This is a genomic window from Staphylococcus massiliensis, assembly GCF_043186315.1.
In the GTDB taxonomy this organism is placed as follows: Bacteria; Bacillota; Bacilli; order Staphylococcales; family Staphylococcaceae; genus Staphylococcus; species Staphylococcus massiliensis.
Genome location: NZ_CP171119.1, coordinates 368,142 through 391,107, shown reverse-complemented (window position 1 = coordinate 391,107; position 22,966 = coordinate 368,142). Strand labels below are relative to the sequence as shown.

Genomic DNA, 22,966 nt, shown 5'->3' with positions numbered 1-22,966 from the left:
AAACGCATAATAGATATAGGAGTGTTACTGAGTATGAATATTGCCAAGGAAATATTAGAAGGAAATGCATTAACGTACGAGAAGGCAACACAGCTTTACCAAGATGAAAATATTGATACGATGGACCTTTTAAATGAGGCATATCAAGTACGTAAGCATTATTATGGTAAAAAAGTTAAACTGAATATGATTCTTAATGCGAAAAGTGGTATATGCCCAGAGGATTGTGGCTATTGTGGGCAGTCACGAGATATGAAGCGTAAAGATCGTTATGCGTTAGTCGAAGGCGACAAAATTATGGACGGCGCTAAAGTTGCGGCAGATAATCAAATTGGTACATATTGTATTGTAATGAGTGGTCGTGGACCTAGTAATAAAGAAGTGGATCATATTACAAATACGGTTGAGCAAATTAAAGAAAATCATCCACAACTTAAAATTTGTGCGTGCTTAGGTCTTACTGATGAAGAACAAGCGAAGAAACTTAAAGAAGCGGGCGTTGATCGTTATAATCATAATGTGAATACGAGTGAATCGTATCATGAGGAAGTTGTGACGACACATACATATGAAGACCGCGTGCGTACAATTGAAATGATGAAAGAAAATAATATTTCACCTTGTTCTGGTGTCATTTGCGGTATGGGGGAAACGCTTGAAGATCGAATGGATATGGCGTTTGCTTTAAAAGAAATTGATGCTGACAGTATTCCGATCAACTTCTTACACCCAATCAAAGGTACAAAGTTTGGAGATATGGATGAACTTACACCAATGAAAAGTTTACGCATCATCGCGATGTTCCGTTTAATTAATCCGACTAAAGAAATTCGAATCGCTGGTGGTCGTGAAATTAACCTTCGTTCACTACAACCACTTGCTTTAAAAGCAGCAAATTCCATCTTTGTTGGTGATTATTTAATTACAGGTGGACAACCAAACGAAGATGATTACCGTATGATTGAAGATTTAGGATTTGAAATTGATAATAATACAGGCGTACGCGCTGAAGAAATTGCGACAGTTTAAATTTCGAAACTTGTCGTTTTATTAAAGAAGACTGACCTTAATCGCTTTTGAAAAGCCAAGAGGTCAGTCTTTTTGTAATGTGTTATCGATTTACGATTTAATGTCATCAGGATTCCATTTAATAATTGTGCCAGCTTGCGTAAGGCCACCGCCGAAACCATATAATAGTAGATTCTGATCTTGCTTAAGTTTACCGTCCTTAACGGCTAAGTCAATTGCTAGCGGAATGGTTGCTGAAGAAGTGTTACCGTAATTCGTTACGCTCTGCAATAACTTTCCTTCATCAAGGTTCAGTCGTTTACAAATCGCCTGTAGCATACGTAAGTTTGCGCTATGCGGAACAAACCAGTCTATATCAGGCGTTTCAAGGTTTGCCTTTTCTAAAAGTAATTGGAATGATTTAGGCACCCGTGAGACTGCCCACTTATATACTTCTCTGCCGTTTTGAACGATTTTATCTTGAGATTCTATAGGCTTATCGAATATCTCATTTGATAAGTTTGAACAATATAGTGCGCCACCACGCTCACCCTCAGAGTCCATGTAAGATGTGATAAAACTTGGATTCGTTTCGTCTCTTTCTACAAGAAAAGTTGCGGCTGCATCTCCGAATAATATGCATGTTGCTCGGTCGCTATAATCCGTTATTTTAGATAACGTTTCAGATGCAACGACTAAAACCTTACGATTCATACCAGACGTTATCATGGCATTCGCAACTAATAATCCATACGTAAAACCTGCGCATGCAGCATTTAAATCAAATGTCCCGCAGTTTGAAATGCCGAGTCTTGCCTGTAAATGACTTGCGACACTTGGCGTATTAAATTCTGGCGACATTGTACAAACTATAATTAAATCTACGTCAGATAAATCCTTACCGTATCGTGTTTCAAGATTTTTCACGGCTTTAAAGGCGAGGTCAGTTGCATATTCGTTATCTTCAGAAATATGTCGACGCTTAATGCCAGTACGTGATGTAATCCATTCGTCATTTGTTTCAACCATTTGTTCTAAATCATCGTTTGTCAAAATCTTCTCAGGTACGTATGCACCTTGAGCTGTAATACGTGCATATGAATGCATATTTTTCCCCCTATTTTAATGCGTTCTATTTACGCCAAAATGTAGTGCAATTTGCTTTATCTTCAATATTAAAGTCAATCATGTTTTGTAAAAGTGTATAATCAACTTCTTGATCCCATTTAATTTTAATGATGTTATCTGTAAATTCGTAATTGGCCTTTTTTAAATCAGGTGCGAATTTATGAATTGTGACCGTTTCAGGTGCCACAGAAAAATGCTTCTTCGCAAAGCTAAATGCGATAATAAATGTGCCATTATTCGCATACATAGGTTGATTCCATTTAACCTGTTTTTCAAGGTTAGGATATGTTTCGTGTACCCACTCAACGACCTTCATAAAGGTCTCGCGGTGGTCTTTATTTTCAAATTTATCGTATATTTTACTAAACATGTTTAACATCCCTTTTGAATAGATTTTATAATTTAAGGGTATTATAGCACAGTAACTTAAATTAAATACGTAGTTCAGATTAAGTTTGTATTGCACGATGAAATCGCAATTTAAAATTTAAGGAGGCATTGTAATATGGAAAACATTACTGCAATGAAAATTAACAAAGATGTTGAAACAGTATTCCAATCAATTGTTCAGCCAGAACGTATTAAGAACTTCTGGTTCTCAAACAGTTCAGATCTTTGGGAAGAAGGCAAAACAGTAGAGTTAACTTATGAAGAATACGATGCTAAAGTTGAAATTGAAGTTAAAGAAATGATTTATTACGAATACATCAATTACGTTTGGGAAGGTCGCAACGTATTTATGGAATTTAAACAAGATGGCGACGGTACATTATTAACTGTAAGAGAAACTGGTTTCGAAATTGACTCTCCAACAGCCGTTCAAGAAATGATCGGTAATAAAGAAGGTTGGGTTTACATGCTTTCTTGCTTAAAAGCATATTTAGAAGGCGACTTAAACTTAAGAGCTGCATTACGCTAATTTATATCTGTGAGCTTTAGATGGAGCACCTTAATGGGTGTTCCTTTTTTAATGCGAGAGCGAGTGAGTCTTATACATCTTTTTGTATATAGTGAATAATTATGCGTATAATGTAACTCGACTTACTATTCTTCAAAAGTATTTTAGGATTACGTGGGGCTGCCGTTCGATCAGAAATCAATGAGTTTGTTGATAGCTAGTTGGATAGATGTTATTAGTAGGGGTGTTAGGGTGTCTCAACTAAAATGAATTAAAGACAGATTATAGGAGTATTACATGTTATTTATCAAGCATAAGCTACTTTTCCTCTTAGGTATGCTCTTGTTAATCACGTTATTCATATTTAATCAAGCTATTGGTACAACATTAATTAGACCAATCTTATATTTCCTATGCGGTGTAATTATCACAAGATCTCTTGGTTATCATGATAAAAATCATAAATCATAAAAAAACAATTCCCTTTACTAGCATGCTTAGCTCTAATCTCATAAAATTGAGACCTAAGAGCGTCAGCTATTTTGGGAATTGTTTCGTTTAAAGTCTTATAATTATTTGTTTATTAAAGTCTTAAATTATTCTGCTTTTACGTTTAAATCAACGTCTACATTGCCTTTAATTGCTTTTGAGTAAGGGCAGAATTCGTGTGCCATTTTAAGATATTTTTCAGCATCTTCTTGCTCCATATTTTTAACTGTTGCTTCGATACTAACATCTAATTTAGGGCTTTCTGCTTCTTCGTCATCAACAAGTCTAACTGTGATTGAAACTTTAGGTTCAGCGTCTGTAACTTTGTTTTGTTTAAGGATTAAATCGAACGCGCCGTTAAAGCATGATGCATAACCTGCCGCGAATAATTGCTCTGGGTTTGTTTTACTATTATTGTCATCTGATGGTGGTAGAACTTCTAAATCAAGTACTTTATCGTCTGTAGAAACGTGACCTTTACGACCGCCAGTGTTTGTTGCTGTAGTTTCATATTTAACTGCCATGTTTAAAATCCCCTTTCAAAAGAATCTCTATTTCTAATTCAAGCGTAACATTTAATGAATGATGGTTTAATTTTATTGCTTATATGTTTTTAAGACATCAAAACTAATAGTGCTTAATTATATTGTTTCATATATTATTGTTAAAGTTGGTTCTAAATGGCTTTTCAAAAAGGGATTACTTTCGTCCTGAGCGTTTTGTAACGATGTAACCGAACATAAAGCAAATGATAAAAAATGCGATGATTCCCAATCTTTATAGCTCCTTTACAAAATTTAGGTTACTTATTTCTCCTAGAGTTAAGCATCATGAACACAACTGTTATCGTAATAGAAATGATGAGTGCGACTTCGTTAGGGTGAAGTCGGCCGATAGATACTGGTGAGAAATGCATTAAGAGCATCATTATTGCGTAAACTACCAAAAAGAGTAATGCGTACCCTAATAATTTCATGACAGTGCCTCAACTTTCTTATTAATTTGTTTAAGCTGAAAGTGTTGCTTATTCCTAGCTGTTGAACTTTGACTATAGTACTACTGTATCATGGGACAACGTTCATGCAAGTTAACTATAAAGGTTGCCTTAATATAATCATATCAATGAGTTGGTGACCTTCTTCAAATATCGGCTTCTTGTAATTAGTAGTAAAAAAATCTTTTATGGTGTCGTATTCCTCAAAGCCACAACTCTTATAAAAAAGAATGGTAAGCGGGCTATCGCCTGTACCAACGTACATGTAATTACCTTTATTACGATAAATCTTTAAATTTTGTTTAACCAACGTTTTACCAATACCTTGACCTTGGAAGGAAGGGTGGATAGCAATATTTTTAATTTCATAATCATTATTATCCCTCTGGTTAACGATACATACACCCAATGTAAACTTACTGTCATTGGTTAAAGCGTACATATCGCCCTTATGTATGTACTTATCAATCATGTGCTCATCTTCGTCAGCTAAAAGCAATAAATCTAAGTAGTCTTTTTTATTAGTTTGGATGAGGTGCAAGTTCATGTTAAAAACTCATTTCTTAGTATGTTTATTATCATCTTATCTAAAAAAAGACATGACGCAAAGCGCCATGTCTTGTGATGGTTGGAAGTATGTGATTAATTTCTAATTAAATAATCGAAAGCGTTTAGTGCGGCATTCGCACCGGCACCCATAGAAATTATAATCTGTTTGTTAGGTTGATCAGTACAGTCACCTGCTGCAAACACACCTGCTAAGTTTGTAGCACCGTACTTATCGACCTGAATTTCGTTCGCTTCATTAAGCTCAATATTACTATCAAGCCATTCAGTGTTAGGAAGTAGACCGATTTGTACGAAGATACCATCTAGATCTAAGTGATGTGTATCGCCTGATTTGAGGTCTTCGTAAGTTAAACCATCAACTTTACCTTCACCTGTGACTTCAGTAGTTTGAGCATTCGTAATGACTGAAACATTATCTAATTCTTCAATACGTTTTTGAAGAACATCGTCAGCTTTCAGTGCTTCATTACGCTCTAGAATCGTAACATTTTTTACAATTCCTGCCAAGTCGATAGCGGCTTCAACACCAGAATTACCGCCACCTACGACAGCAACATCTTTACCTTCAAATAGTGGGCCATCACAGTGCGGGCAGTATGCCACACCTTTATTTGAAAGTTCATCTTCGCCAGGAACTTGCATTTTACGCCAACGTGCACCAGTCGCGATAATGACAGTTTTACTTGTTAATGTACCGCCATTTTCAAGTTTTACTTTAATGCCTGAATCTTCTTTTTGAATATCAACGACACGTTGTGCGTTCATAATGTCGACATCGTATTCTTTAATGTGGGCTTCAAGATTAGCAGCGAAAGTTGGGCCGTCAGTTTGTTTAACACTAATAAAGTTTTCAATTCCAGCTGTGTCATTAACTTGACCACCCATGCGATCAGCTACGATACCTGTTCTAATACCTTTACGAGCTGCATATACTGCTGCACTTGCACTAGCGGGACCACCGCCAACTACAAGTACGTCGAAAGGTTCTTTTTCGTCGAACTCAGCCGCATCAGGTTGTTCACCTAATTGATTTAAGAAGTCTTCAACAGTCATACGTCCATTGCTGAATTCTTCTCCATTTAAAAAGACAGTAGGTACACCCATGATATTCTCTGCTTCTTCTTTAAAAGCAGCGCCATCAATCATAGTGTGTGTAATGTTTGGATTAACGAGGCTCATTAAGTTTAATGCTTGTACAACGTCCGGGCATTTGTGACAGCTTAAACTTACATACGTTTCGAAATTTAATGGACCTTCTAAAGCTTCGATTTGTTTTAATACAGATTCTTCTTCTTTAGGTTTTCTACCACTAACTTGTAATAATGCAAGAACTAAAGATGTAAACTCATGTCCAAGAGGTACACCGGCAAATGTGATGTCAGTGTCCTCATCTGGACGGTTTACACTAAAGCTTGGTGTGCGTTTAAGTTCTGTTTTTTCAATCTTAATGTGTTCTGACATTTCAGCGATTTCGCTTGTTAATGCGTCAACTTCTTTTGAAATGTCATCTGAACCTAAACTCACTTTTAAGATAACATCGCCTTCTAATAGCTCTAAGTATTGAGCTAATTGGCCTTTAATTTGTTGATTAAGCATTATCTAAAATGCCTCCTTTAAATTTTACCTACTAAATCAAGGCTTGGCTCTAATGTGTCGCCGCCTTCTTCCCATTTAGCTGGGCAAACTTCACCAGGGTTTTTACGTACATATTGAGCAGCTTTGATTTTATGAGTTAATGTGCTAGCGTCACGGCCGATACCTTCAGCATTGATTTCTGCTGCTTGAACAACACCATCTGGGTCAATGATGAATGTACCACGTTGAGCTAAGCCAGCTTCTTCATTTAATACATCGAATAAACGAGTGACTTGTTGTGAAGGGTCACCAATCATAGTGTATTGAATTTTGTTGATAGCGTCTGAATGATCGTGCCAAGCTTTGTGAACGAAGTGTGTATCAGTTGATACAGAGAATACATTAACACCTAAGCTTTGTAATTCGTCGTATTGGTTTTGAAGATCTTCTAATTCAGTAGGGCATACGAAAGAGAAGTCTGCAGGGTAGAAGCAAACTACGCTCCAATCACCTTTAAGATCTTGTTCTGAAACCTCTTTAAATTCATCATTCTTAGCATCATATGCTTGAGCTGTGAATGCTTCAATTTCTTTACCGATTAATGACATAATCAAATTCCTCCTAAATATTTAAAAATTAACCTTCGATGAATATGTGAGATTAGAATCAACTTATGGTTAGCATTTATAATAACGATTATTTATTTATAATAATTCTAATCTTTCAATTACGATTATACATGATAATAAATATTAGTCAACATCGTTACTTTTTTTAATTTCAATAGTGTTTAAAATCAAAATAATTGACATAAAATGCAAACGAAAGCCTTTAATAAAGCGTTTTATTGATGTTGTTACAGAGACAAAATATTACTTTAGAAAAATTTTACAATCTCAATTAGAAGTTAATTTTCTCATTTAGATATTCATACAAATACTTATATTTATCAAAAAATGATTCTTTCAAAGCTTTTCAAAATAAAAAAGAATGAAGTGCAATAAGTCTGCACTTCATCCACATCTTAAAGCTTTTTAATTAAGTACATCATAACAAATTGAAGGGGTAGGCGTCCGTATAGCGCGCTTTTAGGAAGTTCAATATCTCCAAGTGGTAACTTCTTACGTGCCATATAAATGTTTGCTGGGAAAACGCTTAGTAGGAACCAGTTCATTAGCTTTTTAAATAATTTTGATGGACGTCCGATGATTAGACGTAATCCTATGATAATTTCGATTACGCCTGTAACCCATACAGCTAACTTACGGAATGGTAAATAAGCAGGTACGACTCTCGTGAAGCCTTCTTCTTTCACAAAATGCATGACTCCAGCCAACGAAAATACACCTGCAAATAATAAACGTAATAAGATACGCATTTTAACGCTTCCTTTCATATATTGATTTACTTTTAGTTTATAAAAGAAAGCGTTAATTATCGATAAAATTGCTTTTACGACTTATTTAGAAAACTTTATCTTTTACGCGTTTTGAACTTGTATAGTAAGGCTTAACTCACTATTGTTTGTTGTCTGTTTGTTGTTCTTCTTCTAATGCTTCTTGTCTCGCTTTTTCTGCACGGCGTTTGTTACGTTTCTTTTCTTCTATAAATGAAGCAATCACAAATGCAACCACTACGAGCGGTGTTCCAATTGCAACAACCATAATCATATTATCACCTTCATTTTTAGTATTAATTGTATTTTAACATTTTTAAGCATTTAACAAAGATAGAATGCTTTGTGAGATGTGTCGTTTTTATAAACGATAGGTTTTAAATCATGATATAAGAAGTTTTTTTATTCATTTGATAGGATAAGTATATATTAAAACGTGTATAGGAGTGTTATTATGTCGAATCATGTTTATGATTTAGCGAAGCGTCATCATTCAGTGCGTAAGTTCAAGAATCATCCATTAGATGACGCAACTATTAAGAAATTAGTCGAAGCGGGCCAAAGTGCCTCTACTTCAAGCTATCTCCAAACGTATTCTATTATTGGTGTTCGTGATCCTAAGATTAAAGAATCTTTAAAAGAGGTTTCAGGACAACCTTACGTAGAGGAGAACGGTTACCTATTCGTATTTGTGCTTGATTATTATCGTCATGCTTTAATTGATGAAAAGAAAGATAGTAATATGAGTTCTGCTTATGAATCAGCAGAAGGCTTACTTGTAGGTGCGATTGATGTTGCGCTTGTATCTGAGAATATGGCTTTATGTGCTGAAGATATGGGCTATGGTATCGTGTACCTTGGTTCTTTAAGAAACGACGTAGACCGCGTACGTGACATTCTTGGATTACCTGAGTATGCCTTTCCATTATTTGGTATGGCTATAGGTGAAATTAGTGAAGATGAGAATGGCACGCCTAAACCTCGTCTACCATTTGAACATGTCTTTCATGAGGATCAATATAATGCCGATAAGGAAAAGCAACTTAGAGAAATTGAAGCTTATGATGAAGCGGTTAAAGACTACTATGAGAAACGTACAAATGGAAAACGTAGTGAGACATGGTCAGATCAAATTTCTGGTTTCATGAGTAGTAAACAACGACCTGATATGATGAAATGGCTTCATGAGACAGGGTTATTAAAACGATAAGATTGAATAACGGGTGCGCGCCGAAGTGGCCGCACCCGTTTATTGATGTGAAACGTATTTTTAAAGGGCTTTTCGATAGGTAGTGAAGGTAAGAACGATTGTAACAATGGTTGCGATTCCAGTTAACACACCGAAAATAACGCTAAGCACGTATGGTGAAGCTATGGCTAAGATAATTGTTAGGAAAAACACTGAAATCAATATTAATCCAAGGTAAATCACTGCAATAATTCTTACTGCGATGTGGTTAAAGCATGCAAGAATGATTGGTGGTAGTAAGAAAATGATTTGTGTACCAATATTTAATGCAACTTCCATAGGCTTATCGAATGAAATGCTATTGTCTGATTTAGGATAACTTGCGAGTGTGAGCGAAGTGGTGATATACAATACAAGTACTAATATACTCCATAATAATCTTGAATTCATATAATGCTCCTTTATCTTAAATGAAATCCAATTATATGATATCGCAATTTATAAAAAAATGAATAGGTTTGTTGGGAGTAGAGATATAGGGTATGTAATAATTAAGCCAATTTAATGGGAGGTATTACTGATGAAAGTTATTGTTACAAGTATCTTTGTGGATGATCAAGAGAAAGCAAAGACGTTCTATAGTGAGAAGTTAGGCTTTGAAGTGAAACATGATATTGATATGGGTGGCGGACATAAGTGGTTAACCGTCGTATCTAAAGAACAAGAGAACGGAACTGAAATTGTATTAGAGCCAAATGAACATCCGGCTGCTAAAGACTATCAATCGAGACTATTTGAAGAGGGTATACCGGTAACGATGTTTGGTTCAGATGACTTAAATAAGGAATATGAGGAACTCAAGGCAAATGGTGTAACCTTTACAAAGGAACCGACTCAAGCAGGGGATGTTAAGCTTGCAATCTTTGATGATACGTGCGGAAACTTAATTCAAATTGTAGAACAATAGAAAATCAAGAAAATGTAAATGTTTTTATTACAGAAAAGTGTATAAACTAGTAAACTTGTTTAAATAATTATGATGTTTTTTTACGATTATAGAAGCAAGTTTACTAGTTCTTATTTTACTTAGAATTCTTTTTTGATAATGCAGTGTGAGCGCCCAGTATAGCAAATACTATACCTAAAATTAAATAAATATTGAGTTGAGATTCACCGATGATAATACTAGCTATTCCACCGATTGCTGGAAAACCAGCTACCATAAAACTACTTTCAGACGCCCCAATATTTTTTACTAAGTGTAAATAGAATAACCAAGCGACAAAGGATGCCATAATAGACAAATATAATAATCCGATCCAATATGATACTTTATCAGGAATGATGAAGTTTTGGTTGGTTACTATAGAAATGGTTAATAACAATATTGTAGCCGAAAACATACCAACCATATTAGCTATTACTGGGTCGATATTTTTTTCACTATTATATAAAGAAAAAACATCGCCAATAGAGGTAATTAAAGTGCCTAAAATAGCTAATGTGACACCTAAAATAAAGTCACCACTTACATTATTAAACTCCGGAACAAGTGTCACTACAACACTAAGCATTCCTAAGCTTCCACCAATATATATTTTTTTTGCTATATTTGTTTTAAAAATTATACTTATTAGTATTGGAGTTGTAATAACTTTCATTGAAAAGATGATAGTTACCAAAACTGACGATGATAATATTGTTCCATAATAAAGAAGTAGGTAACTTATGGCGAAATTACATAGACCAAAACCTATAACCGTTAACCAATTTAATTTGGTATTTAAATTCTTTCCTTTTATTATAAATAATATAAGGAATAAAAGGAATGCTATTAAGGATCTATACAACAAAGATATTTCTAAAGATGCGTCAGTCCCTTGAATTTTAACAGCTATAAAATTCAACCCCCAAATTAACATACAAGCCAAATACATTATATAATTCAACTTTTATTCATCCTCGTTATATCTAAAGAATCAAATGTGTCTACTAAAGAATTAACTAGAAAATCTATTTGTTTTATAGTGTGATAGGGCGTAACATTTATTCGAAATCTCTCGGTACCTTTACTTACTGTTGGAAAATTGATTGCTTGGACGTAGATATTATAATTTTTTAACAACATCTGCGCTGCTTCAGTACATTTTTTTGAGTCGCCAATAATTATAGGTAAAATATGTGTGGTACTTTCTTTTAGAACTATAATACCATTTAAAGATAATTTTTCCCTTAAGTATCTTGTTTTTTCATGTAAAAGCTCTCTTTCTATGGAAGAATTTCTTAGATGTTTAATACTTTCTAGACAACCTGCAACTATAACTGGAGGCAAAGCAGTAGTGAAAATAAACCCTGAAGAAAATGAGCGAATAACATCAATTAAATATTTATCACCTGCAATATATCCTCCTATAATCCCTATGCCTTTAGCCATTGTTGATTGAATGACGTCAATTTCGTGTTGCACATTTAATAAAGATGAGTACCCAGCTCCCTCTTTTCCATACATTCCAATAGCGTGTACTTCATCTAAAAATGTTAGAGCGTTATATTTTTTAGCTAAAGCTACTATTTCTTTAATCGGTGCTACATCGCCATCCATTGAGTATATAGATTCAAATACAATCAATTTAGGGATTTCGTAATCATATTTTTTTAATAAAGCTTCTAAATGACTCAAATCATTATGTTTAAATATTTCTTTATTATTTTTTACACTTCTTAGACCATTTATAATTGATGCATGATTTTTTTCATCAGAGAATACTATCATATTTGGAAATGTTCTTAATAGTCCTTGTAAAGTAGCGTCGTTAGAAGAGTAACCCGTTGGAAATATTAAAGCGGACTCCTTATTATGCCAATCACTAATTTCTTTTTCAAGTAGAGAAAAATATTTATGGGTTCCTCCTATGTTTCTAGATCCTCCTGATCCAGCACCGTATTCTTTTAATACTCTAATCATTGTATTTAATACCTTGTTATTTTGAGACATACCAAGATAATCATTACTACAAAATACAATGATATCATCGTTATTTTCACTCTTTGCTAATGGGTATTTAGTGTTGACTCTATTAATTTGAGTGAAAATTCTATACGTTCCCTCATTTTTTAATTCTTCAATTTTACTCATGAAAATCTGTGTGTACATAGTTATCACCTAATTTCGAATATTATGAATAATAAAATAATTATATGTCTCACGATTGATAATTACAAGTACATATTTACTTTAATAATCATTAAAATGTATATAATTATTAAAGTTTATGTAAATAGACATACTTTAATTGGTAGGTATGAAATAATTTTAAATTTTATTTAAGTTAACTTTGTTTTAGATACTCCATGAAATATTGAATTGATAGTGAAAATGTTTAAAAATAAAACACTCAGTTGAATTTTCAACCAAGTGTTCTAAGTAAAAAACTATCGTATTATGCAATTGCAAACTATTAGTTTAGAATAAAAACTAAACGTTAATATAGATTTGAAGTTCTATTAGGGTGTTTAGAATAAGTTATATTTAAATATCTGTAGCTAGTTCGTCATAGTCCTTAGAGTTGTAAGTGTCTTTATCAAGCTGATTTGTAACTTTCGCTGTACCAGTACCTGCTAACATTGAATCGTTAACGTTTAGGGCTGTACGACCCATGTCGATAAGTGGTTCAACTGAGATAAGTACACCGGCTAATGCGACTGGTAAGTTTAATGCTGATAAAACTAAGATAGAAGCGAATGTGGCACCGCCACCAACACCAGCAACACCGAATGAACTAATGATTACAACACCAATTAGAGTTAAAATGAATTTTAAATCAATTTCAACGCCTGCAACAGGTGCAACCATTACAGCTAACATTGCTGGGTAAATACCCGCACAACCATTTTGTCCAACTGATAGACCAAATGTAGCTGAGAAGTTCGCGATGCCTTCAGGTACACCTAAACGATCAGTTTGCGTTTTAATGTTTAACGGTAATGCTCCGGCACTTGAACGAGATGAGAACGCGAATGTCAATGCTTCAAGTGACTTTTTAATAAAGGTGATTGGGTTTAAACCGAGTAATGTAATGATAACTAAATGAATTAAGTACATTGCGATTAATGCGACATAAGAAGCAAGTACGAACTTACCTAACGTCCAAATAGCTTGGAAATCACTTGTCGCGATTGTATTAGCCATGATAGCTAGGATACCAAATGGTGTTAAGCGTAAAACGAATGTCACGATTGACATTACTAAGCTATAAATCGCTTCGATACCACGTTGTAGTAATTGGCCGTGTTCAGGTTGTTTACGTGCAACTCTTAAGAATGCAAAACCAATAAATAATGCAAAGATAACGACTGCGATAGTTGATGTAGGTCTAGCACCAGTGAAGTCTAGGAAAGGATTCTCTGGTAATAATGCTAAGATTTGTTGAGGTAAGGAGCTTGCAGTCATGTCTTTAGCTTTACCTTCGATTTCAGAGCCGCGAGCGTTTTCAGCTTGACCTAGGTCAATTGTTGAAGCGTCAAGACCAAATAAGATCGCCGTGATGATACCGATGATTGCTGAAACAGCTACCGTACCGATTAGAAAAGTAAATATCCATGCCCCATATTTAGCGAAGCTTTCACCTAGTTTGATTTTAGTAAAAGCAGAGATGATTGAAATAAAGATTAATGGAATAACAATCATCTTAAGTAAAGCGACATAACCGTTCCCCACAACGCTTAGCCACTCTGAAGTTGTAGTAGTGATTTTTGAATCGACACCGTAGAATAGGTGAAGTAAAACACCAAAAAGAATACCCAAACCAAGTGCTATGAAGACACGAGTAGGGAATTTAACATGTTTTTTCGCCATAACTTGAAGACCAACTAGAAGGGCGATAAAAACAAGAATATTAATAATGATGAGAAATAACTGCATAACGTACCTTCTTTCTTTAATTCCGACTTATATTATAAGAATAAATAGGTATACTTAAAATATCAAGGTGAAATTCAAATTTTGTTCAAAAATATCAAAATTTAAAGAAATAGCGAACTTTATAATAAAAAAACCTCAAAGGAGCGATAAACTCCTTTGAGGCTTAATTAATACAGATGTTACATACCAAATAAACGTTGGAAGAAACCTTTTTTCTCTTGAGGTTTTTCTTCGGCTAATGGTGAAGATTGAGATTGATGTGATTGGCTTGTTTGCTGACTTGATTGTTGGTTGTTGTTAGAAGCAACTTGTTTCTCAGTCGCATGTTCAGTTAGGTTATTGCTGTCAGATTTAACCTCAACTTTAGTTGGGTTAGATTCTGTAGAAGTTGTTGTAGCAGCTTGAACGTTAGATGATGAAGCTGTCTCTGATGTTTGGTTTGAAGGTTTCTGATTTTCTTTAACGTTATCTTCAACGCGTTTAAATGAATCGATTTGAGCTTTCTGCTTAGATTCGATGTTTTTAAATGATTCGTTTTGGTTTTGTTGTTCTTTTTCGATTTTCTTAAGTGCATCCATGTACTCTTTTTGTGAAGATTCAATGTTTTTAAGACTATCCGCATAATCTTTTTGAGAAGTCATAATTTGGTTCATAGTTTCAGAGTAATTATTTTGTGTTGATTCAAGGTTTTTAACTGCTTCCTGATGCGAAGCGCTAGATGTCTCGATCGCTTTTAGTGTCTCAGTATTTTCTTCTAACTTGCTTGTAATTTCACCTTGAACACCTTTAAGTTCATTTTGTTGTTGGTGAATTTGATGGATCATTTGTCCTAATACTTTACGTTCTTCTCTCATGTTACGAATTTCAGTTCGTAATTCTTCAATAAGGTATGTAATTTCGCTTTGCTCTGAAGGTAAGTTAGACGCATCGTCTTTCACGATAACTTGTAAAAAGTCTTTTTCTTTTTCTAACTCTTCAAAAGCTAAATCGTAACTATTTGTTTGCTTAACTTTAGTCGCGATGTCTTGGAATAATTCAATATCTTCTTCTTGGAAGTCTGTCGCTTCTCTACCGCGATATTCTGTTTTGTTTAGACGGTAACCGCGTTCTTCTAGGTGCTGTACAATCTTGCGGACTTGTTTTTCGCTAAGCTCAACTTTTTGAGCAAATTCTTTTGTTAACATATGATAAACCCTTTCATTCTAAGTGTTCTTTAGAGTGACGTTAGTCTACGGCCACTGAAACGTCAGTCTTACCTTGATACAAGTTTACCTTTTTTTAACATTGATTTCAAGCCGATGCGCGCCCTACCCTTATGCCTTACGTAAATCCATTTTGACGAGTAACGGGTAGATTTTTCTACGTGGTATTTTATTCGCGAAGACGTACTTTAGAATATAATTCGATTTCACGCTCGTACCATAAATATCTTTAGTTAGTTCAATGTTTGCTTTTATATATAAGTCCATTGGAATTGGGGGACCATTACCATGCAAGTTAGGCTGGATGTAGTCTAAATACTTTTGCTTAATGAAGCCATGGCTACGTAAGAATTGCTTTCTAAATTGAATGTCAGGGTCTACTTGTTCTTGATTAGGGTCGCCTTCATGCGTGGACTCAAACATCATAAAGTTAACATCTTTTTGATGAACCTTTTGAGATAATTGGTTAATCGCCTCTTCAACTTCTTCTAAAGTAAGGCTTAAAATACGTTCGCAATCAGGTGATTCCTTTGAAATCAGATAAATTAAGAATGAGGAATTTGTTGTTGCTTCGTAGTGGGCTGTAGCTAAACTAACGACCTTATTATCTTCTAAACCGACTAAGAATACATAATCATCTTTCGTCATATCGTTCTCAAGGGATTGCTCAAAGATCTCAGTCTTCTCTGAGACGTCATGACTGAGCTTACCTTCATATAGTGATAGCGCTTGCGCATAGAGCGGGTCGTTCACTGAATCGATGCATTTAAATTTCATCTCGGACACCTCCATTTTCATAATAGTATACCATAACGTTTACCTACTAAAAAAAGCCGAGGACCATGTCGCTCGGTTCGTATTGCTTAAGTATTATGAGTTAAATTCAGTTTTTTCACCGATTGAAGATGTTTCTTTGATTTCTTTAGTGCTCTCATACGCTGAATTATTATTAATTTCGTTATGAGCTTCAACGTCTCTCTTAGTGAAAAGTAAAATCTTACCGTCAATAATCGCTTTCTTATATTCGTCAATTTGTTCATCTGTTAATTTAAATTCACTTAATGCAGCGCCTTCTGTATCTTCACCGATTAAGAACTTTGCGAACTTATCACTAAATGTACCGCTAGATACTTTAACGCGGATCTCACTGTTGTTCAGTTTTTCAGATTGTAATGTTTCTTTAGTAATTACTGTGATTTCACTATCTTCAAAACCTTCTTCTTTAGCCTTATCGATGGCTCTAAGTAAACTTTCTTCATTATCGTGTTGAGATGCTTTAATCATGTTTACCCCTCCGAATCGTTTTAGTTATTGTTTCTTAAATACCCATAAATCTTGTTATAGAAACGCTTTATCTTCATCTTATATCTTTCTTATACTATAGGCAATTGTTTCACTAAAATATTTAATTCATTCACGTGAATACTATTGATATCCTACTGAAAATTTGCTATCATCATACAATAATTTACTTGCTCATATAATCTAAAGAATATGGCTTTAGAAGTTTCTACCGTGTTGCCTTAAACGACATGACTATGAGTAGCTATAAAATATACCGTGCTAAATCATGAACTCAATTGTACTTAATTGAGGGAATTTCTATATATTTATAGTTTACTTGTGTCCTGAGCCTCGTTTTGGTTTAGGACTTTTTTGTTATTTACGTATCGTTTTACGATGACAGGTGAGGTAAGTTTTAAAGCGATTGAAATACTGAAATATGGTATGGTTAAGGCGTACGGTAAATTAAAATTGTTGAATCTTAGCATGCAATCTCATAGGCTTTTCAAAATGAATAAATTGTCATCGTTAACCTATCAACAAATTGAGCAAAATGTGAAATAATATAGTTAATAATTTTGAATGGAGGCTTTATCGTAATGTGGGAAAATAAGTTCTTAAAAGAAGCTTTAACGTTTGATGATGTATTACTTATTCCAGCTAAATCAGATGTACTACCTAAAGAGGTAGATTTAAGTGTTGAATTATCAGATCGTATTAAATTACAAATTCCAATTATTTCAGCAGGTATGGATACAGTAACAGAATCAAAAATGGCAATCGCAATGGCACGTCAAGGTGGTTTAGGTGTAATTCACAAGAATATGAATATCGAAGACCAAGCTGACGAAGTTCAAAAAGTAAAACGTTCAGAAAATGGTGTCATTACGAATCCATTCTACTTAACGCCAGAAGAAAGCGTATATAAAGCAGAAGCTTTAATGGGTAAATATCGTATTTCTGGTGTACCAATCGTTGATAATGAAGAACATCGTAAATTAGTAGGTATTATTACAAATCGCGACCTACGTTTTATTGAGGACTTTTCAATTAAGATTTCAGACGTGATGACGAAAGAAGGCCTCATCACTGCGCCAGTTGGCACAACGCTTGATGATGCTGCTGAAATTCTTCAAAAGCACAAAATCGAAAAACTTCCATTAGTAGAAGACGGTATTTTACAAGGGTTAATTACGATTAAAGATATTGAGAAAGTTAGTGAGTATCCTTATTCAGCAAAAGACGAACAAGGCCGCTTATTATGTGCAGCCGCTATTGGTATTGCGAAAGATACAGACATTCGTGCTGAGAAATTAGTTGAAGCGGGTGTTGATGCACTTGTAATCGATACTGCACATGGTCATTCTCAAGGTGTAATGGATCAAGTTCGTCATATTAAATCTAAATTCCCAGAAATTACTGTAATCGCTGGTAACGTTGCGACTGCAGAAGCGACTAAAGCTTTATATGAAGCTGGTGCTGATGTTGTTAAAGTTGGTATCGGTCCAGGTTCAATTTGTACAACTCGTGTCGTTGCTGGGGTAGGCGTTCCTCAAATCACAGCGATTTATGACTGTGCGACTGAAGCACGTAAACATGGTAAAGCGATTATCGCAGACGGTGGTATCAAATTCTCAGGTGATATCGTTAAGGCTTTAGCAGCTGGTGGTCATGCAGTAATGTTAGGTAGCTTACTTGCAGGTACTGAAGAAAGCCCTGGCTTAACTGAAATGTTCCAAGGTAGACAATATAAAGTTTATCGCGGTATGGGATCACTTGGCGCTATGGAAAGTGGTTCAAACGACCGTTATTTCCAAGAAGATAAAGCACCTAAAAAATATGTTCCTGAAGGTATTGAAGGACGTATTGATTATAAAGGACCACTACAAGATACAATTTATCAATTAACTGGTGGCGTTAAGAGCGGTATGGGTTACACAGGTAGCCGTAACTTAGAGAAATTACGTGAAGAAGCTCAATTTACACGTATGAGCCCAGCCGGCTTAGCAGAAAGTCATCCACATGACGTTCAAATTACGAAAGAATCACCAAACTACTCATTCTAATTGATAAAGGAGTCAAATGATTATGGAAATGGCAAAAGAACAAGAGTTAATTCTTGTCCTCGATTTTGGTAGCCAATATAACCAATTAATTACAAGACGTATCCGTGAAATGGGCGTCTACAGTGAATTGCACGATCATGAAATTTCTATTGATGAAATTAAGAAATTAAATCCTAAAGGTATCATTCTTTCAGGTGGTCCAAATTCAGTATATGAAGAAGGCTCATTTACGATTGATCCTGAAATTTATAACTTAGGTATTCCAATTTTAGGTATCTGTTACGGTATGCAACTTACGACTAAATTATTAGGCGGAAAAGTTGAACGTGCGAAAGAGCGTGAGTATGGTAAAGCAATTATTAATGCCAAATCTGACACTATTTTCCACGGGTTACCAGATACGCAAAATGTTTGGATGAGTCATTCTGATAAAGTCATCGAAATTCCTGAAGGTTTCGAAGTGATTGCAGATAGTCCAAGTACGAACTTTGCTGCGATTGAAGATAAATCACGCCGTATTTACGGTGTTCAATTCCATCCAGAAGTGCGTCACTCTGAATATGGTAATGCGTTACTTGAGAACTTCGTCCGCCGTGTATGTGAATGTACAGGTGAATGGACTATGGAAAACTTCATTGAGCTTGAAATTGAGAAGATTAGAGCACAAGTTGGCGACCGTAAAGTCTTATGTGCAATGAGTGGTGGCGTTGATTCATCTGTAGTTGCAGTGCTACTTCATAAGGCAATTGGCGATCAATTAACTTGTATCTTCGTTGACCATGGTCTACTTCGTAAAGGTGAAGGCGACATGGTTATGGAACAATTCGGTGAAGGATTTAACATGAATATTATTCGTGTTAACGCCGAAGAACGCTTCATGAGTAAGTTACAAGGTGTGTCTGATCCTGAAAAGAAACGTAAGATTATCGGTAATGAATTCGTTTACGTCTTTGATGATGAAGCATCAAAACTTGAAGGTGTAGATTTCTTAGCTCAAGGTACTTTATATACAGACGTAATTGAGTCTGGTACAAAAACAGCACAAACAATTAAATCACACCATAACGTAGGCGGTTTACCTGAAGACATGGAATTCGAGTTAATCGAACCTATTAATACGTTATTCAAAGATGAAGTTCGTGCATTAGGTATCGAACTAGGTATTCCTGAACATTTAGTATGGCGTCAACCATTCCCTGGTCCAGGTCTTGGTATCCGCGTACTAGGTGAAATTACGGAAGACAAACTTGAAATCGTACGCGAATCAGACGCGATTTTACGTGAAGTTATTCGTGAGGAAGGTCTTGAACGTGAGATTTGGCAATACTTCACAGTATTACCTGACATCCGCTCAGTAGGTGTTATGGGTGACTACCGTACGTATGACTATACGGTTGGTATCCGTGCCGTTACGTCTATTGACGGTATGACAAGTGACTTTGCGAGAATCGATTGGGAAGTCTTACAAAAGATTTCAAGTCGTATTGTAAACGAAGTGGATCACGTAAACCGTGTAGTGTATGACGTGACATCTAAACCACCAAGTACAATTGAGTGGGAATAATATAGACTATGAAGTGCCCCTTAGGCGATTGCCTGAGGGGCTTTTTGAGTTGGAGGATTAAGGTTGGTATAAGGTTTAGTTGGGTTTGAAACTTGATGAGTAGGTCGTGATCAAGTCTCAGAGCGTTTGAAACTTGATGAGTAGGTCGTGATCAAGTCTCAGGGCGTTTGAAACTTGATGAGCAGGTCGTGATCAAGTCTCAGAGTGTTTGAAACTTGATGAGTGATTCGTGATCAAGTCTCAGGGCGTTTGAAACTTGATGAGCGAACCGTGATCAAGTCTCAGGGGGGTATAACCCCCTAATGAGTCTTAAATGACTCAAGTCATTCATATTCAATCATCACTTATTGACTTAGACTTATGGTCCTTAATATAAACTTTAACCATTGCGATGGAAATCCAGCTCACTAATAATATAGGTAGTATTATGATATTCATCAAACTTACATCTAACAAATTTGTTGAAATACTTAGATGCTTTAGTTCCTTAAGCGTGTCTTTTGAAGAAGTGAAGAATTGATAAAGTGTAAAAAATATAGTTGTCCATTGAATGTAATACTCTAACACCATGATTAATAATTCATTATAATGATTCATATTCATTATTAGTCTCACGAGATAGAAATTAATAAGACCTGAGAGTAATATGATTATTAAACCGAGGACGAAAATACTACTTACATCATTGAGTATAACGGCAAATATGTAATAAGTTATTAGAGATGAGATAGTTATAGAAATAAACGCGCTCATAACCATAAAAATAGCTGAGATAAAAGCTTTAAGAAATAGAAGTTTGTCTTTATGTTTCCCCGATAAAAATCCAGTAAGCAAAAAAAGAATCAATATGGTTAATATATTTATCCAAACCATGCAATAACCTACCTTTCCGAATGGGTGTTATAGAAGTTTATTCATATGAAAAACCTTGCTTTTAGTTTCATAGGTAAGAGTTTTACACATGAAGTATCTACTTATAACTTTAGAATGAGTATTTGTCTTAAATTTGATTTATTTTGATATCCTAGATAATACTATATTTAGTTAAATAACCATTGCAATAGTTACGCAAACCCTCAAATTATTATAATAATATCGCCACAAATATATTAATATTTCAAAATAATATTAAATAAACTATGTTTATTTCTAATTCATATCTTAGTACTGTGATATAATAGAATTAACAATAATTTACAGAGGTGGCACATATCGGTACGGAGTTAATTATTTTAATATTAGGAATCTTACTATTTACAGCGGTTGTGACAACGACGCTTTCTAATAAATTAGGACTGCCTTCTCTTATCGTGTTTCTGGCGGTCGGCATGTTTATGAACATCTTTTATAAATTTGATAATGCATACCTTGCGCAATTAATCGGTAATATCGCACTAGTCATTATTTTGTTTGATGGTGGTATTCAAACGACGAAACAAACGGTTAAACGTGCAATATCGTATGCTTCAATTTTAGCGACTATTGGTGTATTAATTACGAGTTTAATCGTGGCTTTAGGTACGATGTTCATCTTAAATATGTCATGGCAGCATAGCTTACTTGTTGGTGCAATCGTTGGTTCTACAGACGCAGCTGCAGTTTTCAGTATTTTAGGTAACAAACGTATATCTCCAAAGATTAAAAGTATTCTCGAAGTTGAGTCGGGGACGAATGACCCGATGGCGTTATTCCTTACTATCACAATGATTAGTATTATTACGATGCCAGATGCTTCAATCTTCAACTACATGCTCATGTTTATCTGGCAAATGTTAGGTGGCGCTTTATTAGGCCTTTTAGTCGGATACTTAACATTAAAACTTATCAATTTTATCACTTTAGAAGCGACCGGTTTATATCCAATTTTAGCGATTACACTCTCATTTATCACATTCGGTATAGCTTCATACATCCATGTTAGTGGACTTCTTTCAGTTTATGTATTTGCTTTATTCTTGGGTAATCATCCTTTAAGTTATCGCACAAGCATCATTCGTTTTGGCGAAAGTTTCGCATGGATTGGTCAGATGGCCATGTTCATACTACTTGGGTTACTTGTTTTCCCAACCAATCTCGTTTCTGTCATGTGGGAAGGTCTACTTATCGCATTAGTTCTCATGATTATCGCAAGACCTCTAAGTGTATGGTTAACGCTTAGTTTCACAGATCTTAAGCCTAAGGAACTTTGGTTTATTTCATGGGCAGGTTTACGAGGTGCGGTACCTATCATTTTAGCAACGTACGCCTTGCTTGATGGCGTTAAAGAAGCGAACTTGATCTTTAATGTCGTATTCTTCGTAGTTTTATTAAGTGCGTTACTGCAAGGTATGACGTTAGAACCATTAGCGAATAAGTTAGGATTGAGTAAAGGTGAAGCGGTGACGTCGCCATATCAATTTGATATGCTCGCTAGCGAAGTATCTAAAGTGGATATCAGGGAGTATATTATTCGTTCTCACTCTAAATGGAACGGTAAAACTTTAGCCGATCTCGATTTACCTCGTCGCGTTAATATAAACGCAGTCGTGCGTGATGATGAGCTGCATATTCCTGACGGTAACTTTTCTTTAAAAGCCAATGATATTATCTATATACTTGCAGAAAAAGACATCCATCAAAAATTACACAAACTTCAACAAAAAGCAGAAACTCAGAAAGCATAATATGTATAAAGGGCACATT

General features: G+C 35.0%; 25 protein-coding genes and 1 riboswitch. Of the genes, 8 read left to right on the top strand and 17 right to left on the bottom strand.

Annotated features, from left to right (window positions below; genetic code table 11):
* Positions 1 to 33 precede the first annotated feature (33 nt).
* Entirely contained in the window at positions 34 to 1,029 is a 996-nt protein-coding gene (gene bioB, locus ACF3N8_RS01865) for a biotin synthase BioB (protein ID WP_238101993.1), read from the top strand.
* Positions 1,030 to 1,119: 90 nt separating this feature from the next.
* Here the strand turns inward: bioB and ACF3N8_RS01860 are convergent, their stop codons facing one another.
* Both ACF3N8_RS01860 and ACF3N8_RS01855 read right to left on the bottom strand, forming a co-directional pair.
* Positions 1,120 to 2,115: a ketoacyl-ACP synthase III gene (locus ACF3N8_RS01860; protein WP_009383316.1), complete on the bottom strand. Its 996-nt coding sequence runs from the start codon at positions 2,113 to 2,115 to the stop codon at positions 1,120 to 1,122.
* A gap of 25 nt (positions 2,116 to 2,140) precedes the next feature.
* Positions 2,141 to 2,506 (bottom strand): iron chaperone, encoded by a 366-nt coding sequence (locus ACF3N8_RS01855; RefSeq protein WP_009383318.1) that lies wholly within the window; start codon positions 2,504 to 2,506, stop codon positions 2,141 to 2,143.
* Positions 2,507 to 2,641: 135 nt separating this feature from the next.
* On the opposite strand from ACF3N8_RS01855, the gene ACF3N8_RS01850 reads away from it, so the two are divergent.
* Both ACF3N8_RS01850 and ACF3N8_RS01845 read left to right on the top strand, forming a co-directional pair.
* Positions 2,642 to 3,055, top strand: a complete 414-nt coding sequence (locus tag ACF3N8_RS01850; RefSeq protein ID WP_009383320.1) for an SRPBCC domain-containing protein — start codon at positions 2,642 to 2,644, stop codon at positions 3,053 to 3,055.
* A gap of 276 nt (positions 3,056 to 3,331) precedes the next feature.
* Complete coding sequence (locus tag ACF3N8_RS01845) at positions 3,332 to 3,505, top strand: hypothetical protein (RefSeq protein WP_009383322.1); 174 nt, start codon at positions 3,332 to 3,334, stop codon at positions 3,503 to 3,505.
* 125 nt (positions 3,506 to 3,630) lie between these two features.
* Here ACF3N8_RS01845 and ACF3N8_RS01840 read toward each other — a convergent pair whose 3' ends face one another.
* The 7 genes from ACF3N8_RS01840 to ACF3N8_RS01810 all read right to left on the bottom strand — a co-directional run bounded on the left by ACF3N8_RS01840 (position 3,631) and on the right by ACF3N8_RS01810 (position 8,332).
* On the bottom strand, positions 3,631 to 4,047 hold the full coding sequence (locus ACF3N8_RS01840) for an organic hydroperoxide resistance protein (protein WP_009383324.1): 417 nt from the start codon (positions 4,045 to 4,047) through the stop codon (positions 3,631 to 3,633).
* 278 nt (positions 4,048 to 4,325) lie between these two features.
* Entirely contained in the window at positions 4,326 to 4,499 is a 174-nt protein-coding gene (locus tag ACF3N8_RS01835; RefSeq protein WP_156093037.1) for a hypothetical protein, read from the bottom strand.
* Positions 4,500 to 4,614: 115 nt separating this feature from the next.
* Complete coding sequence (locus tag ACF3N8_RS01830; protein WP_009383325.1) at positions 4,615 to 5,064, bottom strand: N-acetyltransferase; 450 nt, start codon at positions 5,062 to 5,064, stop codon at positions 4,615 to 4,617.
* A 95-nt stretch (positions 5,065 to 5,159) separates the two neighbouring features.
* A complete protein-coding gene (ahpF, locus tag ACF3N8_RS01825; RefSeq protein ID WP_009383326.1) occupies positions 5,160 to 6,683 on the bottom strand; it encodes an alkyl hydroperoxide reductase subunit F in 1,524 nt (507 codons plus the stop codon).
* Between the two features lie 17 nt (positions 6,684 to 6,700).
* Positions 6,701 to 7,270, bottom strand: a complete 570-nt coding sequence (ahpC, locus tag ACF3N8_RS01820; protein ID WP_238093965.1) for an alkyl hydroperoxide reductase subunit C — start codon at positions 7,268 to 7,270, stop codon at positions 6,701 to 6,703.
* A 416-nt stretch (positions 7,271 to 7,686) separates the two neighbouring features.
* The gene (locus ACF3N8_RS01815; protein WP_009383328.1) at positions 7,687 to 8,040 is read right to left on the bottom strand and encodes a DoxX family membrane protein; all 354 of its coding nucleotides are present in this window, start codon (positions 8,038 to 8,040) and stop codon (positions 7,687 to 7,689) included.
* A 139-nt stretch (positions 8,041 to 8,179) separates the two neighbouring features.
* On the bottom strand, positions 8,180 to 8,332 hold the full coding sequence (locus ACF3N8_RS01810) for a hypothetical protein (RefSeq protein ID WP_017176741.1): 153 nt from the start codon (positions 8,330 to 8,332) through the stop codon (positions 8,180 to 8,182).
* A gap of 180 nt (positions 8,333 to 8,512) precedes the next feature.
* Between ACF3N8_RS01810 and ACF3N8_RS01805 the strand changes: the two genes are divergently transcribed.
* Entirely contained in the window at positions 8,513 to 9,268 is a 756-nt protein-coding gene (locus tag ACF3N8_RS01805; protein WP_009383329.1) for an NADPH-dependent oxidoreductase, read from the top strand.
* Positions 9,269 to 9,328: 60 nt separating this feature from the next.
* Here ACF3N8_RS01805 and ACF3N8_RS01800 read toward each other — a convergent pair whose 3' ends face one another.
* Complete coding sequence (locus ACF3N8_RS01800; RefSeq protein ID WP_009383330.1) at positions 9,329 to 9,697, bottom strand: hypothetical protein; 369 nt, start codon at positions 9,695 to 9,697, stop codon at positions 9,329 to 9,331.
* A gap of 130 nt (positions 9,698 to 9,827) precedes the next feature.
* Between ACF3N8_RS01800 and ACF3N8_RS01795 the strand changes: the two genes are divergently transcribed.
* Positions 9,828 to 10,214 carry a VOC family protein gene (locus ACF3N8_RS01795; protein WP_009383331.1) on the top strand — a complete coding sequence of 129 codons (387 nt, stop codon included), beginning with the start codon at positions 9,828 to 9,830 and terminating at the stop codon, positions 10,212 to 10,214.
* 115 nt (positions 10,215 to 10,329) lie between these two features.
* Here ACF3N8_RS01795 and ACF3N8_RS01790 read toward each other — a convergent pair whose 3' ends face one another.
* The 6 genes from ACF3N8_RS01790 to ACF3N8_RS01765 form a co-directional block, all read right to left on the bottom strand.
* Positions 10,330 to 11,196 carry a DMT family transporter gene (locus ACF3N8_RS01790; RefSeq protein ID WP_009383332.1) on the bottom strand — a complete coding sequence of 289 codons (867 nt, stop codon included), beginning with the start codon at positions 11,194 to 11,196 and terminating at the stop codon, positions 10,330 to 10,332.
* Positions 11,193 to 12,401, bottom strand: a complete 1,209-nt coding sequence (gene hemA, locus ACF3N8_RS01785) for a 5-aminolevulinate synthase (protein WP_009383334.1) — start codon at positions 12,399 to 12,401, stop codon at positions 11,193 to 11,195. The genes ACF3N8_RS01790 and hemA overlap by 4 nt, the downstream gene beginning before the upstream one ends.
* Before the next feature lie 375 nt (positions 12,402 to 12,776).
* Positions 12,777 to 14,168, bottom strand: coding sequence for an L-cystine transporter (locus tag ACF3N8_RS01780; RefSeq protein ID WP_009383336.1), 1,392 nt, complete (start codon positions 14,166 to 14,168; stop codon positions 12,777 to 12,779).
* A 179-nt stretch (positions 14,169 to 14,347) separates the two neighbouring features.
* Positions 14,348 to 15,352, bottom strand: coding sequence for a hypothetical protein (locus tag ACF3N8_RS01775; protein WP_009383337.1), 1,005 nt, complete (start codon positions 15,350 to 15,352; stop codon positions 14,348 to 14,350).
* A gap of 129 nt (positions 15,353 to 15,481) precedes the next feature.
* Positions 15,482 to 16,147, bottom strand: a complete 666-nt coding sequence (locus ACF3N8_RS01770; RefSeq protein WP_238101994.1) for a hypothetical protein — start codon at positions 16,145 to 16,147, stop codon at positions 15,482 to 15,484.
* Positions 16,148 to 16,240: 93 nt separating this feature from the next.
* Positions 16,241 to 16,654: a general stress protein gene (locus tag ACF3N8_RS01765; protein ID WP_238100929.1), complete on the bottom strand. Its 414-nt coding sequence runs from the start codon at positions 16,652 to 16,654 to the stop codon at positions 16,241 to 16,243.
* 172 nt (positions 16,655 to 16,826) lie between these two features.
* Positions 16,827 to 16,929: riboswitch (purine riboswitch) on the top strand.
* A gap of 324 nt (positions 16,930 to 17,253) precedes the next feature.
* On the opposite strand from ACF3N8_RS01765, the gene guaB reads away from it, so the two are divergent.
* Both guaB and guaA read left to right on the top strand, forming a co-directional pair.
* Positions 17,254 to 18,720 (top strand): IMP dehydrogenase, encoded by a 1,467-nt coding sequence (gene guaB, locus ACF3N8_RS01760; protein WP_238093963.1) that lies wholly within the window; start codon positions 17,254 to 17,256, stop codon positions 18,718 to 18,720.
* Positions 18,721 to 18,742: 22 nt separating this feature from the next.
* Positions 18,743 to 20,284 carry a glutamine-hydrolyzing GMP synthase gene (gene guaA, locus ACF3N8_RS01755; protein WP_017176743.1) on the top strand — a complete coding sequence of 514 codons (1,542 nt, stop codon included), beginning with the start codon at positions 18,743 to 18,745 and terminating at the stop codon, positions 20,282 to 20,284.
* Between the two features lie 333 nt (positions 20,285 to 20,617).
* Here guaA and ACF3N8_RS01750 read toward each other — a convergent pair whose 3' ends face one another.
* Positions 20,618 to 20,887 carry a hypothetical protein gene (locus ACF3N8_RS01750; RefSeq protein WP_235044501.1) on the bottom strand — a complete coding sequence of 90 codons (270 nt, stop codon included), beginning with the start codon at positions 20,885 to 20,887 and terminating at the stop codon, positions 20,618 to 20,620.
* A gap of 599 nt (positions 20,888 to 21,486) precedes the next feature.
* Here ACF3N8_RS01750 and ACF3N8_RS01745 point away from each other — a divergent pair.
* A complete protein-coding gene (locus tag ACF3N8_RS01745; protein ID WP_238093962.1) occupies positions 21,487 to 22,947 on the top strand; it encodes a potassium/proton antiporter in 1,461 nt (486 codons plus the stop codon).
* Positions 22,948 to 22,966: the final 19 nt, after the last annotated feature.